Annotated in this window: 11 protein-coding genes; 10 read left to right on the top strand and 1 reads right to left on the bottom strand. The window is 51.5% G+C overall.

Annotated features, from left to right (window positions below):
• The first annotated feature begins 1 nt into the window (after position 1).
• The 10 genes from dnaX (at position 2) to C2M24_RS00510 (ending at position 13031) form a co-directional block, all read left to right on the top strand.
• Positions 2-2500, top strand: a complete 2499-nt coding sequence (gene dnaX, locus C2M24_RS00555; protein WP_105212953.1) for a DNA polymerase III subunit gamma/tau — start codon at positions 2-4, stop codon at positions 2498-2500.
• 56 nt (positions 2501-2556) lie between these two features.
• Complete coding sequence (locus C2M24_RS00550; protein ID WP_105212952.1) at positions 2557-2883, top strand: YbaB/EbfC family nucleoid-associated protein; 327 nt, start codon at positions 2557-2559, stop codon at positions 2881-2883.
• Positions 2884-3021: 138 nt separating this feature from the next.
• Positions 3022-3810 carry a hypothetical protein gene (locus C2M24_RS00545; RefSeq protein ID WP_105212951.1) on the top strand — a complete coding sequence of 263 codons (789 nt, stop codon included), beginning with the start codon at positions 3022-3024 and terminating at the stop codon, positions 3808-3810.
• 100 nt (positions 3811-3910) lie between these two features.
• Positions 3911-4522 (top strand): recombination mediator RecR, encoded by a 612-nt coding sequence (gene recR, locus C2M24_RS00540; protein WP_105212950.1) that lies wholly within the window; start codon positions 3911-3913, stop codon positions 4520-4522.
• A 144-nt stretch (positions 4523-4666) separates the two neighbouring features.
• The gene (htpG, locus tag C2M24_RS00535; protein ID WP_105212949.1) at positions 4667-6583 is read left to right on the top strand and encodes a molecular chaperone HtpG; all 1917 of its coding nucleotides are present in this window, start codon (positions 4667-4669) and stop codon (positions 6581-6583) included.
• 163 nt (positions 6584-6746) lie between these two features.
• A complete protein-coding gene (locus C2M24_RS00530; RefSeq protein WP_105213136.1) occupies positions 6747-7781 on the top strand; it encodes an isoaspartyl peptidase/L-asparaginase family protein in 1035 nt (344 codons plus the stop codon).
• Between the two features lie 76 nt (positions 7782-7857).
• Positions 7858-8286 carry a CBS domain-containing protein gene (locus C2M24_RS00525; protein ID WP_105212948.1) on the top strand — a complete coding sequence of 143 codons (429 nt, stop codon included), beginning with the start codon at positions 7858-7860 and terminating at the stop codon, positions 8284-8286.
• Between the two features lie 77 nt (positions 8287-8363).
• Positions 8364-12266 (top strand): ATP-dependent RNA helicase HrpA, encoded by a 3903-nt coding sequence (gene hrpA / locus C2M24_RS00520; protein ID WP_105212947.1) that lies wholly within the window; start codon positions 8364-8366, stop codon positions 12264-12266.
• Positions 12267-12337: 71 nt separating this feature from the next.
• Positions 12338-12712 (top strand): response regulator, encoded by a 375-nt coding sequence (locus tag C2M24_RS00515; protein WP_105199160.1) that lies wholly within the window; start codon positions 12338-12340, stop codon positions 12710-12712.
• A 19-nt stretch (positions 12713-12731) separates the two neighbouring features.
• The gene (locus tag C2M24_RS00510) at positions 12732-13031 is read left to right on the top strand and encodes a PilZ domain-containing protein (RefSeq protein ID WP_105199161.1); all 300 of its coding nucleotides are present in this window, start codon (positions 12732-12734) and stop codon (positions 13029-13031) included.
• A gap of 59 nt (positions 13032-13090) precedes the next feature.
• Here C2M24_RS00510 and C2M24_RS00505 read toward each other — a convergent pair whose 3' ends face one another.
• On the bottom strand, positions 13091-14281 hold the full coding sequence (locus C2M24_RS00505) for a class I SAM-dependent methyltransferase (protein ID WP_105199162.1): 1191 nt from the start codon (positions 14279-14281) through the stop codon (positions 13091-13093).

Here is a 14281-nt window from a genome sequence, read left to right as displayed (position 1 = left end):
AATGAGCTATCAGGTTCTGGCCAGGAAATGGCGACCGCAAACCTTTCACCAACTTGTTGGTCAAGACCATGTTAAACAAGCTTTGGTTAACGCGCTAAATGAGCAGCGTCTGCACCATGCCTATTTGTTTACCGGGACGCGAGGCGTGGGTAAAACCACCATCGCCCGTATCTTTGCCAAGAGCCTGAACTGTGAGCAGGGCATTTCCGCTCAGCCCTGCGGCCAATGTAGCACCTGCTTAGATATCGAAGCGGGTAAGTACATAGATCTTATCGAAATCGATGCGGCATCGCGCACCAAGGTTGAAGACACGCGGGAAATCCTCGATAACGTGCAATATGCACCAACACGAGGTCAATTTAAGGTGTACCTTATCGATGAGGTGCACATGCTTTCCAAACACAGCTTTAACGCGCTGTTAAAGACTTTGGAAGAGCCCCCCGAACATGTGAAGTTCCTGCTGGCGACGACCGATCCGCAAAAATTACCGGTAACCATCTTATCTCGCTGTTTGCAGTTTAATCTAAGCGCCTTATCTGTACCGCAGATCAGCACCCAGCTGCAGCATATTCTTGGCCAGGAACAAATCCATTACGAAGACTCGGCACTGGCTGTATTGGCTAAGGCTGCCGATGGTAGTATGCGCGATGCCTTAAGCCTGACCGACCAAGCCATAGCCCAAACCAATGGGCAGCTGGTGGAAGAAGCGGTCAAAGACATGCTTGGCCTGATGGATGTGCGTTTTGCCCAGCAGCTACTGAGTGCCGTGCTTCTGCACGATGGCGCCGAGCTGATGCAGCAAACCCGAGCCTTAGCACAGCGCAACCCAAATTATGTTGCTGTGCTGGATGACTTATTAAACCTGATGCATAGCATTCAGCTGACTCAGTTGGTGCCCAGCGCCGCGGCGCTTAGCGAGCGCGACGCCGAATACGTGAGTGCGGCGGCCAGCAGCGCCGACCCTCAGCATATTCATACTCTGTATCAACTGCTGTTAAGCGGTAAACGTGATTTGCAATGGAGCAGCTCACCACAGGTGGGCTTTGAAATGCTGATGTTACGTTTATTGGCCTTCGAGCCTGCGGCCTTGGCCTCCATGCCAACAGCGCCAGCGAATGTGGCCGAAATGGTCAGCCCTAAAGCCTCGGGCCAAGAGCAAGCGGCTAATTTGCGTGCCATGCTGGCGCGTAATAATAATGAGCTGGCTTCAGCGCCAAAAGCTGCTAAGCCAGAGCCTGTGTCCGCACCTGTGGCGACACCCGTGGCTACACCTGCGACAGCGCCTGTCGCTGCACCTGAAGTATCTTCTGCATCCTCTGCACCCACTGTAGAAATGGATGAGGAAGTGGCGCAGGAGCAAGAAGCGGCGGCGCAATTTGATGCCGTGCTACAACAGGCTCAAGAGTTAGGTTATCAGGGCGGCGAGCCAGCGGAGCCTAATACAGCAGAGCCTGGGTTCCAGCACCAAGCAGCGTTAGAGCAAGTACCTCAGGGTGCTGTTCAAGAACAAGACCAAGTGCAAGCGCAACCCCACATTGAGCAAATGCAGTCAGTAAGCGCTGAGCAAATGCAGCCAGTAAGTCCTGAGCAGGACAGTCAAGGTCAGGCGGCGCCGGCCGAGCAGCTGCATGCCTTGGAAGAGCAAACTCAATCGGCCATCGCCCGTATTCTGCAAAACCGTAAGCTGGCAACGCCTTCGGCAACGCCTGCGCCTGCAGCCGCACCTGGCCAAAGGGCGCAAAGCCGCAATGAAGTGACCCAAGGCGGCGATGACCTAAAAAAGGCAGCGGCCCGGGGTGAGCGGGCCGAACTAAGCGCATCACCAGGTTATTTTGATACCTCAGTAGCAACTGCAGTTGCCCCCGCAGTCGCCACGGCAGAGCCTGCTCAGCAACAGCAACAGCAACAGCAACAGCAACAGCAACAGCTAGAAGCGGCAAAGCGTAAGCAAACGCCGGCGCAGCGCCTGCTTGATAGGCATCAGCCGGATCCGCAAAAGCTGGCCCCTGAGCTGTTGCAACAGCTACAAGCACCGGTGACAAATGCCGAGGCGCAAGAGCAGCCTTTGGTGATCCCTGTGCCTGAGGGCTTTACCAGCAGTATCAGCGACATTAAATTCGCCCATCAGCAAGATACCTGGGCGGCCTTAATAGACGAGATGAATTTAGGTGGGCGTACCCGTCAGTTTGCTTTGCAAAGCTGCTACCGTAAGGAACAAAATCAGGTGTTTTTGCAGGTCGACGCCAGTCAGCAACACCTTGATGGCCCGGCGCTACGTGAGCGTTTGGTGCAGTGTTTTAGCGAGCAACTGGGCGAGCCCATCGAATTGCATATAGCGTTTAGCCCCGAGGTAGCGGGTACCCCGAAACTGATCCAAGAAGCACTCGACGTTCAGCGTTTGCAACAGGCGGTGGCGGCCATGCACGGTGATAGCAATGTGCAGCGCTTAATGACGCAATTTTCGGCGAACCTTGATGAAAACTCGGTGCAGCCATTGTAATTTTTCCTCGCTGGCCTTATCTTTGCCAGCATAGATTTAAATGAAGAGAGAACACTATGTTTAAAGGTGGAATGGGTAACATGATGAAGCAAGCGCAGCAAATGCAAGAGCGCATGCAAAAAGCCCAAGAAGAAATCGCAAACTTAGAAGTAACAGGTGAAGCCGGTGCCGGTCTGGTTAAAGTAACCATGCTAGGTAGCCACAATGTACGTCGCGTTGAGCTAGATGAAAGCTTGATGGAAGATGACAAGGACATGATTGAAGACTTGCTTGCCGCGGCCTGTAACGACGCCGTACGTCGTGTAGCCGAAGAAAGCCAAAAACGCATGTCAGAAGTAACCGGCGGTATGAACTTACCTCCTGGCTTAAAAATGCCGTTCTAATAAAGAACCATATAAAAATTAGCGCCTTAGGGCGCTATTTTTTTGCCTGTTAGTCCCTATGACCAATACTCACATGCACTCTGATGCTATATCATTGGCACTACAATAAGAACACCCCAAGAGAAAGGATCCTCAGCTATGAAGTTCAAACTAACCTCAATTTTAATGACGACGACACTACTTGCGCTTGGTGTGACGCACGTCCAGGCCGACGACCAAAGCTTGAAAGCCCTTCAGGCAATAGAAGAATTTAAAGAACCCTTTATACATATGATTGAGGACGGTGGTGAATTTTTTTGCCCGGATGTGGATGGGGAGGGAAGCCTAATAAGGTATGCCAGTTGCGAGGAGTATTCAGCCTTGACCAAGCGCGGTTGCTATGGCAAATCACGAGAGGAATTTGGCCGGGAACTGGTCTACGGTGCAGCGTGCGCCGAGTTGACCCTGCTTGACCAGGTCAAGGTGGCCAAGGAAAATCATTTTGATATGGACTCTGCCAATTGGTGGCACCATATTCCCGCCAGCATCATTCCATTACCAGGTGGGATTGAGAGCGACGAAATGAAGCAGCAAGCACAAGGTGAGCTTGAAACCCTGGTTAAAGGCAAGACCCTAGGCGAGCTCTCGCTTGTTAATAACCAAAGTCACCCACGCTTGTTTGAGGCCGTGCTTGGTTCACACACGCGAGAGTGTGGCGTGGTAAAGGATACGCTTAAATTGTCTGTGCAATTAATCGCCGACTTTAACGGCGATGGCAAGGCCGATTTGCTGCTGAGCAGCACCCGCGATAACCTTTCCGATGATTGCCCTTTAAATGCCTACAAAGAGGGTGGTGGCTCGACCACTTTCTTGTATGAGAAACACAGTGCTCAGTCAGAACTTAAAGTTACGCCATATCGAGAGCTAATCGAGTCGGCCTCAAACTAGGGCTTACAACTCCCTTATACTTTTGCGCTTGGTTTTGATACCTTAACGCCACATAATAGAGCGCTGAATTACACAGTGTCGCAGCTTAATCGGAATTTACATGCAGCTTTCGCCAAAATTAACTCAACTTGTTGATGCTTTGCGTTGTTTACCGGGCATAGGCCCGAAATCGGCTCAGCGGATTGCCTTTCACTTATTGGAGCGTGACCGTGAGGGCGGCAGCCAATTGGGGGCTGCACTAAGCCAGGCCATGGTGGATATTGGTCATTGCAACAGTTGTCGTACTTTTACCGAGCAAGAGCAGTGCGAGCTGTGTGGCAATATTAAACGCCAGGATTCCGGCTTGCTGTGTGTGGTGGAATCGCCCAGCGACGTATTAGCGGTGGAGCAAACCGGGCATTATCAGGGCCTATACTTTGTCTTAATGGGTCACTTGTCGCCCCTTGATGGCATTGGCCCAAAAGAAATTGGCCTGGATGTGCTCGAGCAGAAGCTGGCCGCGGGAGACATTAACGAGGTGATCCTGGCAACCAACCCCACGGTAGAGGGTGAAACCACAGCCCATTATATTGCCGAGCTGTGTAAGCAATACCAGGTGGGCGCATCGCGTATCGCTCATGGCGTGCCTGTCGGTGGCGAATTAGACCTGGTGGATGGCATGACCTTATCCCATGCCTTTAACGGTCGTAAGCAGGTCACCTTTGACGATTGATTTGCTCTAAAATCCAGCAAAAAGGCGCCTTTTGGCGCTTTTTTCGTTTTTTCTCTCTTGAATCCCAACCGCATCACCCCATATACAAGAGCATATCTGGTTATCAACCTACTCAGTTGAACCTGTTTGCTAACGGAGAGAGAAATGACAGCAACATCAGAAAAAGAAACGCTTGGCTTTCAGACTGAAGTAAAGCAACTGCTTAACTTAATGATCCACTCTTTGTATTCAAACAAAGAGATTTTCCTGCGTGAGCTGGTATCGAATGCTTCTGATGCCGCAGATAAACTGCGCTTTTTAGCCCTTGAAAATGGCGACCTGTACGAAGGCGATGCAGAACTCAAGGTGCGTATTAGCGCCGATAAGGACAAGGGCACGGTGACCATTGCCGATAATGGTATCGGTATGACCCGTGATGAAGTGATCAGCGCCTTAGGCACCATTGCTAAATCAGGCACCGCAGAATTTTTCAAAAACCTGACCGGCGACCAAGCCAAAGACTCGCAGCTGATCGGTCAATTTGGTGTGGGCTTCTACTCGGCATTTATCGTGGCCGACAAAGTAACCGTGCGCACGCGCAAAGCCGGTGAAACGCACGCTATCGAGTGGGAATCAAAAGGCGAGGGCGATTATACCCTGGCCGAGATCGACAAAGACAGCCGTGGTACCGAAATCATCCTGCACCTGCGCGACGATGAAAAAGAGTTCCTGGACGATTTCCGCCTGCGCGGCATCGTTAATAAATACTCAGATCATATCGCCATTCCGGTAGAGATGTACCGTGAGCCGGTGCCAGAATCAGAAGGCCCGGACGGCGAGAAAATCGAAGCACAACCGGGTCACTGGGAAGCCATCAATAAGGCTGAGGCGCTGTGGACTCGTGATAAGTCGGAGATCAGCGATGAAGAATACCAGGAGTTCTACAAGCATGTAGGTCACGACTGGGAAGAGCCGCTGACCTGGGCACACAACAAGGTGGAAGGTAAAACCGAATACACCAGCTTGCTGTACATTCCTAAGCGCGCCCCCTTTGATATGTATAACCGCGAGCGTCAAAGCGGCTTAAAGCTGTATGTACAACGCGTATTTATCATGGATGACGCCGAGCAGTTTATGCCAAGCTACCTGCGTTTCGTAAAAGGTCTGCTGGACTCAAACGATCTGCCGCTAAACGTGTCTCGTGAGATTTTACAAGACAACAAGATCACCCAAACAATTCGTAAGGGCTGTACGTCTCGCGTGTTGAAAATGCTGGATCGCATGGGTAAGAACAAACCGCAAGAGTATCAAACCTTCTGGGATGAATTCGGCAGCGTGATCAAAGAAGGTCCGGCGGAAGACATGGCGAATAAAGAAGCCATTGCCAAGCTGCTGCGCTTTGCTTCAACACATACGGACGAAGCGACGCAGAATGTGTCACTCGAGCAGTACATCGAGCGCATGAGCGAAGGCCAGGACAAGATTTACTACGTGGTGGCCGACAGCTTTGAAGCGGCGAAGAACTCGCCACACCTGGAGATCTTCCGTAAGAAGGGCATTGAAGTCTTGCTACTGAGCGACCGTGTTGATGAGTGGATGATGAGCCACCTCACCGAGTTTCAAGACAAGCAGTTCCAGTCGATCACTCGCGGTGATTTGGACTTAGGTGATTTGGACGACGAAGAGAGTAAAAAGGCCCAAGAAGAGTCTGAGAAGGAAGTGGAAGGCTTGCTTGAGCGCATTAAAACGGCGCTGGGCGATAAGGTCAAGGAAGTACGCTTTACCCATCGCCTAACGGACTCACCGGCCTGTGTGGTTGCCGATGATCACGATATGAGCTCACAGATGATCAAGCTTATGGAGTCTGTCGGTCAAAAAGTGCCGGAAACCAAGCCTGTGTTCGAACTAAACCCTGAGCACCAGTTGGTTAAGCATCTTAACAATGAGCAGGACGAAGACAAGTTCACTCAGTGGTCAGAGGTACTGCTGGACCAGGCCTTGCTTGCCGAGCGCGGCAGCTTAAAAGACCCGGCCGGATTTGTAACCCGCTTGAATAAGCTGATGCTGGATTTAAGCAAGTAACAGGTAAAAAAATCCCAACTTTGAGCCCGAGCTAACCACTTGGGCTTTTTTTATGCCTGCAACTCGTTGCGGAAAAAGGAAAAACGCTTTATCGCAAGTGCTTGCGCCCGTTAGGAAGAATGCGCATAGTGGAATGCTCTTATTTCCATCATTAGAGCAAGATATGAAATCGTCTTTACTCGGTGCCTTGGCACTTCTTAGTCTTTCTTCTTTTTCGTCGCTAGCCGATACCCCTGCGAATCCCATAGCCATCGCCATTCACGGCGGTGCGGGGACCATTGAAAAGGCACGCTTTACGCCGGAGCAAGAAAAGGCGTATCGCGCCAAATTAAGCGAAGCGGTGGAAGCAGGCTATGCAGTGTTAGACCAAGGGGGCGCCAGTCTGGATGCCATCAATGCGGCCATTAATGTGCTGGAGAATTCTCCTTACTTTAACGCCGGTAAAGGCGCGGTGTACACCTACGAGGGTGAGCATGAGCTCGATGCCTCGATTATGGATGGTCGTACCCGTGCAGCGGGCGCCGTAGCCGGAGTCAAACATATTGAAAACCCGATCGATTTAGCCCGTCTGGTGATGACCAATTCTGTGCATGTGATGCTCAGCGGCGCTGGGGCTGAAGAATTTGCCCAGCAGCAGGGTATGAAGCTGGTGGAAAACAGTGTGTTTGATACCGAGCACCGTTATGAGGCGCTACTTAAAGCCAAGGAAAAGCTGGATAAGGCCAAACCGGCCACCAAGGATTATCAGGCACTGCATCAGGCATTGCCAAGCCAATACAAGATGGGTACGGTCGGTGCTGTTGCCCTCGATAGCCACGGCAATATCGCCGCAGGCACGAGCACCGGCGGCATGACGGCCAAGCGCTTTGGCCGCATTGGTGATTCACCAGTAATAGGCGCAGGTACCTTTGCCGATAATGCCTCCTGTGCGGTATCGGCCACGGGGCATGGTGAGTACTTTATTCGTTATCAGGTGGCGAGTGATATTTGTGCTCGAGTGCAATACCAAGGCAAGAGCATTGAGCAGGCCGGTAACGAGGTGATCTTTGGGCCCATGTTCGAAGCCGGTGGCACCGGCGGGGTGATCATAGTCGACACCAAGGGCAATATCAGCATGCCGTTTAATACGGCGGGTATGTATCGCGCCAGTAAGAGCAGTGCAACCCCAACCTATGTGGCTATTTTTAAAGACGAATAAATACGCCCCTAGCTACGCAAAAATCCTGGCGCCAACTATATTTACAATGTTGGCGCTAATAATTTTGGGGGTGCGTATGCAATCTATTAAAGTCGCTGATTACTATAACCACAGACCTGTTACTTTCAAAGCCGATATGTCCATTGAAAGCGCGGTGGAAAAACTTCTTCAAAGCTGTCAAACCGGTGGCCCGGTGATCGATGATCTCGGTACCGTCATTGGTTTTGTTTCCGAGCAAGACTGTCTGCAACAAATGCTTAATTCTACCTATCAAAACGAAGCCCACTGTGTGATTGGTGATGTGATGACCAAGGAGCCCTTGTGTGTCACGCCTGATCATAGCGTGATGACGCTTGCCGAAAACATGAAGATAGATAAGCCGAAAATGTATCCGGTGTGCGATGAGCAAGGCAAGTTGATGGGGATCATCACTCGGGCCCATATTTTGTTGGCGCTGGACAAGCACTTACACGACAATTACGCGCCAGGGAAACGCTTTGTCTAACGACAACAGCTAGTACACTTTAAGGCGATATTTTGCTAAGCTGAGCAGCCATTTTATGCCGTTATTTAGAGGCCTGTGTGTCTGCCAGCAAATCCTTGTATGCCAAGCTCAATGAGTGTTTAAAAAAAGACCAATTTATACTCAAAAAACGCCTACAAGGGGTGCAAAAAATAGCCGACGCCCAAAAACAGCAGGGTGTTCTTGCTAAGATTGCCACCAGTATTGATGCCAGTATTGCTGCTCGCGCCAAGCGCTTGGCCGAGTTGCCTAAGCCCAGTTTCCCAGCGGCCTTACCCGTTAGTGAAAAACGCGAAGATATTAAAGCGGCGATTGCCAAGCATCAGGTGGTGATTGTTGCCGGTGAAACCGGCTCGGGTAAAACCACTCAGCTCCCGAAAATCTGCCTAGAGCTAGGTCGTGGCGTTGAAGGCTTAATTGGCCATACTCAACCACGTCGCCTAGCGGCGCGTAGCGTTGCCGCCCGTATTGCCGAAGAGTTGGAAAGCGAAATTGGTCAAACCGTCGGCTTTAAAATTCGTTTTAGCGATCAGGTCAGCGAGCGCAGTTATATTAAACTGATGACAGACGGTATCCTGCTCGCGGAGATTCAAAACGACCGCTATCTCAACCAGTACGACACCATCATTATCGATGAGGCCCACGAGCGCAGCCTGAATATCGACTTTATTCTCGGCTATCTGAAGAATCTGCTGCCCAAGCGCCCGGACTTGAAAGTCATTATTACCTCGGCGACCATAGATCCGGAGCGTTTTTCTCGTCACTTTAACGACGCGCCTATTATCGAGGTGTCCGGGCGTACCTACCCGGTGGAAGTGCGTTACAGACCGATCACAGAATTAAACGGCAGTGATGAAGAACAGGATGAAAACGACCAACTGCAAGGCATTTTCGATGCCGTAGACGAGCTCTACGACGAAGGCCCGGGCGATATCCTGATCTTTATGAATGGTGAGCGGGAAATTCGCGACACCGCCGATGCCCTTAGCAAGCGCAACCTCAAGCATACCGAAATACTGCCCTTGTATGCCCGCTTATCCAATGCCGAGCAGAACCGGATTTTCCATCCAGGTAATAAGCGCCGTATTGTCCTCGCCACCAATGTGGCGGAAACCTCGTTAACCGTGCCGGGTATCCGTTATGTGATAGACCCGGGTACCGCCCGTATTAGCCGCTACAGTTATCGTACCAAGGTACAGCGCCTGCCAATTGAAGCGGTCTCTCAGGCCAGTGCCAATCAGCGTAAGGGTCGTTGTGGACGTGTGGAAGCGGGTATCTGTATTCGTCTTTATTCCGAAGAAGACTTTTTAGGGCGTCCGGAGTTTACCGACCCTGAGATCCTGCGCACAAACCTGGCCTCGGTTATCTTGCAGATGCTTGGCCTTGGCCTTGGTGATATCAGCCGTTTCCCTTTTGTGCAGCCGCCGGATAGCCGCAATATCAATGATGGCGTGCGTTTACTTGAAGAGCTTGAGGCGGTTAAACCGGCGAAGCAACGCAGTCAAATCGAGCTCACCAAAATGGGTCGCGATTTGGCGCGCATTCCGCTTGACCCCCGTCTTGCAAAAATGGTGCTGGCCAGCGTGCCGCTCGGCGCCATGCGTGAGGTGATCATCATCACCGCGGCCCTGGCCATTCAAGACCCGCGCGAGCGTCCGCAAGATAAAAAAGGCAAGGCCGATGAACTGCACGGTCGTTTTAATGATGATGACTCGGACTTCATCGCCTTTTTAAACCTGTGGAACTACCTCGAAGAGCAACAAAAAGCCCTGACCAATAATCAGTTCCGCAAGCTCTGTAAGCAGGAGTTCTTTGCCTATATGCGCATTCGTGAATGGCAGGATATCGTTTATCAGGTATCGACCATCTGCGACGAAATGGGCTTAAAAGACGCGAGCAATGAGCCCAGCTTTGAGACTCTGCATCAGGCCCTGCTTAGCGGCCTGCTGAGTCATGTGGGGCAAAAGGACGATAAAAACGCCTTTTATCAGGGCGCACGCAACAGCCAGTTCCATATCTTCCCGGGCTCTAATCTCTTTAAAAAGCGGCCAAAATGGCTGATGTCGGCGGAGCTGGTGGAAACGTCCAAACTCTACGCCCGTATCAATGCCAAAATCGATGTCGCCTGGCTGGCGCCACTGGCACAGCATCTGGTCAAGCGCAGCTACAGCGAACCCCATTGGCAGAAAAAAGCCGGGGCGGTCATCGCCTTCGAACAACAAACCCTCTATGGCCTGACCATAGTGGCGAAAAAGCGCAGCCAGTATGACAAAATCGACCCGGTTGTCAGCCGTGAAATCTTTATCCGCACCGCCTTGGTGGAGCAGGAGTTAGGCGCTAACGAGTCCTTTTTGCAGGTGAATCGAAAGCTTATTGAGGAAGTACAGGACTTGGAAAACAAGGCGCGCCGTCGCGATATCTTGGTCGACGAGCATACCCTGTACGAGTTCTACGATAAGCATATTCCGGCGGATGTCTGTAACCGCGTCAGCTTCTTGAAATGGTATAAGGAACAAAAGCGCAAAGATAAACGCTTTTTGCATATGAGCAAGGAAGCGCTGATGCGCCATGGTGCCGATGAGATCACCGCCGATAATTACCCGGATATTTGGATGCAGGGCAACCTGGTATTGCCGCTGAGCTACAGCTTTGAGCCGGGGCAGGATGTCGATGGTGTGGCGGTGCAAATCCCTCTGGCACTGCTTAACCAGGTGCAAAATGAGGGCTTTGACTGGCATATTCCCGCCTTTAGACATGAGCTTATTTGTGCGCTGATAAAGTCCTTACCCAAAGCCCAGCGCCGCAACTTTGTGCCGGCCCCTAACTATGCCGATGCGGTATTGAGCTCGGTGGAGCCGCTCCAAGGTAAGCTGGTGGATGCCCTGGCACTGCGCCTATTCCGTATGACCGGAGCCAAGGTTGAAGCCGAGCAATTTGACCCATTGGCGGTGGATGAGCATTTGCGCATGGCCTTTGAGGTGCGCGACGATAGAAATACCTTGGTGGCGCGCGGCTATGATTTGGATGCGCTGAAGGCCAAGCTGGCGGATAGGGTAAGTAATACTCTGTCTCAGGTGGCCGATGAAGGTATTGAGCGCCAAGGGCTGACCGAATGGCAATTTGAGGCGCTGCCCGAGTCCTATGTGAAAAAACAGGGGCAATACGAGGTTAAAGCCTTTGTGGCCCTGGTAGATAAAAAAGACAGCACCGCCATTGAGCTGTTTGACTCGCCGACCAAGGCGCAGGCGGCCCATCAGCAGGGGTTACGTCGTATGGTGCTGTTGAACATTCCATCGCCGATAAAATACTTGCAGCAAAACCTGCCCAATAAAGCCAAGCTGGGCCTGTATTTTAATCCTTTTGGCAAGGTGCAGTTGCTGATTGATGACTGTATCGCCGCCGCCGTGGATAAACTATTGGCAAACTTCGGCGATATTCGAGACGCCGAGCAATTTAATGCCGCCAAGGAGCATATCCGCGGCGAGCTTGGCGATACTGTGGTTGCTATCGCCTTGCAGGTGGAGCAGGTGCTCAGTCGTGCCCATGGCATTCATAAGCGCATGCGCGGCAAGGTGGATCTCAGTATGATCACCGCCCATGGCGATATAAAAAACCAGCTTGAGAGCTTGATTTTTAAAGGCTTTGTCAGTCATCATGGCGCCGATAAAATGGCCGACCTGAGCCGTTATATGCAGGCCATTGAGCGCCGTTTGGAAAAACTGCCGGTGGATCCGAATCGTGACCGTCTCTGCACCCTGGAGCTGGACAAGGTCGCTGAGGCCTATAAAAAATGCCTGGCCAAGCACCCTAAAGGGGAGCCACAACCTGAGGCATTAACAGAAATATTTTGGATGCAGCAGGAGCTGCGCGTTTCTTTATTCGCGCAAACCTTGGGTACCCCTTATCCGGTGTCTGCCAAGCGGGTCCTTAATGTTATAAGTGAATACCTTAGTAAGACTTAAGCCGCAGTGAGCTTAATGTCTGCTGGGTTATAATTACAATTATGATAAGCGCATAGACAAGGACGGAGGTCGTGTTGCGTACACAGAATAAAGCCAGGTTGCTGGTTGTTGATGATGAGTATTTTAACTTTACCTTCTACACTCATGTATTAGGTGAGCAGTTTGAGTTGAAGTACGCAAAATCAGGTGAGCAGTGCTTAAAAGAAGCGCTTACTTTTCATCCCGATGCCATCATGCTGGATGTATGTATGCCCGGGCTGGATGGGTTCGACACCTGTCGTATACTGAAAAACACGCCAGAGACCAAAGACATCCCTATTTTAATGGTGTCTGGACTGGAGTCTGAGGCAGCTAAAAAACACGCCTTTGAGGTTGGATGTGATGGGTTTTTTGTTAAACCTTTGGCGATGAATGAGCTAATGGAGCGCTTGCAGACACTGATTTAAAGAGCTTGAGGAGATCCTTATGCTTTATCATCAAGAGCAACGCAATTTCCGCCGTATGTTGGTGGATGCTCAGGCTACCGTTGAAGTCAATCAGGGCCAGGAGGTGTTTAGTCGCACGGCAATTTGCCACGATTTAAGCGCTTCCGGCATGCAGTTATTTCTCGATACTGCCGTCGACCCCGGCGCTACCATCAAGGTACGAATTCAATCTGCCACAGCCAGTGTGGCTCCCTTAAATGCCTTAACCCGTGTGGTGCGTTGCACCCGTGAAGACGACGGCCAATATAGTGTCGGCGTGCAGATGCTGGAAGTGAGCTAGCCGGAAGCGATAGCAAAAGTGAGCGCCAAATGGCACTCACTCTCGGGTTGCAGAGGTGGCTAGTAGACCTTACAAACAAGGCCTTTAAGGTAAAAGCCTTCCGGGTAGGGGCCGGAGATGGGGTGATCGGCAGCCTGATTTAAACGCTCGACAATTAGTAAATCACGGTGCGCATCCAGCGCCGCATCAGCCACCACTTTTTGGAATAAGTTCTGCTCCATCAAGCCCGAGCAGGAGAAGGTCAATAAGGTGCCGCCAGGCTTAAGCAATTGCATCGCCAGCATATTGATATCCTTATAGCCACGACAAGCGCCGGTAAGCTGGGCCTTAGACTCAGCAAACTTCGGCGGATCCATCACAATAGTGTCGAATTTACGCCCTTGCTCGCGGTATTCGCGCAGCAGCTTAAACACGTCCTGCTTAACAAAGTGCGCTTTACTCATGTCCAGCTGGTTGTGCTCAACATTGCGTTTGGCTATATCCAGGGCATTTTGTGATACATCAACATTGGTGACTTCCTTACAGCCGCCGCGCAGTGCATACAGGCCAAAGGTGCCGGTGTAACAGAAACAGTTTAGCACGTCCTTGTCTTTGACATAGCGCTCAAGGGCGGCGCGGCTGTCACGCTGATCCAGGTAAAAACCGGTTTTATGGCCACCGATAATGTCCACTTCGCAGGTGAGGCCGTTTTCTTCGATCAGTACTGGAGCCGATGGGGCTTCGCCAATTAATGGCCCCGTGGTCGGCGCCAGGCCTTCTTTTTTACGCACATCCACATCTGAGCGCTCATAGACGGCGCAATCGGGGAAGATACGCTGCAAGGCGGCAACAATATCGCCCTTATGACGCTCGGCACCGGCACTAAGCAGCTGGCAAACCAGGTAGTTGGCGAACTTATCTATGGTGATACCAGGCAGGCCATCCGACTCGGCCGCACACAGGCGGTAACCGGTTAAGCCGCCTTCGGCTATGGTGTGTTGGCGCGCATCTAGGGCACGCAATAGGCGTTTGTGGAAAAACTCCACATCGATTTGCTCGTGCTCGTCAAAGCTCCATACGCGGGCACGGATCTGTGATTCTGGGCTGTAAGCGGCGGTGGCAAGGAATTTACCCTGGCTGTCGTAGACGGTCACTGTATCGCCTAGGGCCAAATTGCCTTTCACTTTTTTGACTGCCTTGGAGAAAATCCAAGGGTGTTTGCGCTTAAGTGATTTTTCGCGCCCAGGTTGAAGATAAATTGCGCCGGCCAT

The organism is Pseudoalteromonas sp. T1lg22 (assembly GCF_002964645.1).
Classification (GTDB): domain Bacteria; phylum Pseudomonadota; class Gammaproteobacteria; order Enterobacterales; family Alteromonadaceae; genus Pseudoalteromonas.
Note: the sequence above shows the minus strand (reverse complement) of the source record. Positions and strands in the feature narration are given on the sequence as shown.

Excerpts from the sequence above, each read along its gene's own strand:
- dnaX (WP_105212953.1), top strand. The coding sequence starts at position 2 with ATGAGCTATCAGGTTCTGGCCAGGAAATGGCGACCGCAAACCTTTCAC.
- C2M24_RS00550 (WP_105212952.1), top strand. The coding sequence starts at position 2,557 with ATGTTTAAAGGTGGAATGGGTAACATGATGAAGCAAGCGCAGCAAATG.
- C2M24_RS00545 (WP_105212951.1), top strand. The coding sequence starts at position 3,022 with ATGAAGTTCAAACTAACCTCAATTTTAATGACGACGACACTACTTGCG.
- recR (WP_105212950.1), top strand. The coding sequence starts at position 3,911 with ATGCAGCTTTCGCCAAAATTAACTCAACTTGTTGATGCTTTGCGTTGT.
- htpG (WP_105212949.1), top strand. The coding sequence starts at position 4,667 with ATGACAGCAACATCAGAAAAAGAAACGCTTGGCTTTCAGACTGAAGTA.
- C2M24_RS00530 (WP_105213136.1), top strand. The coding sequence starts at position 6,747 with ATGAAATCGTCTTTACTCGGTGCCTTGGCACTTCTTAGTCTTTCTTCT.
- C2M24_RS00525 (WP_105212948.1), top strand. The coding sequence starts at position 7,858 with ATGCAATCTATTAAAGTCGCTGATTACTATAACCACAGACCTGTTACT.
- C2M24_RS00510 (WP_105199161.1), top strand. The coding sequence starts at position 12,732 with ATGCTTTATCATCAAGAGCAACGCAATTTCCGCCGTATGTTGGTGGAT.
- C2M24_RS00505 (WP_105199162.1), bottom strand. The coding sequence starts at position 14,281 with ATGGCCGGCGCAATTTATCTTCAACCTGGGCGCGAAAAATCACTTAAG.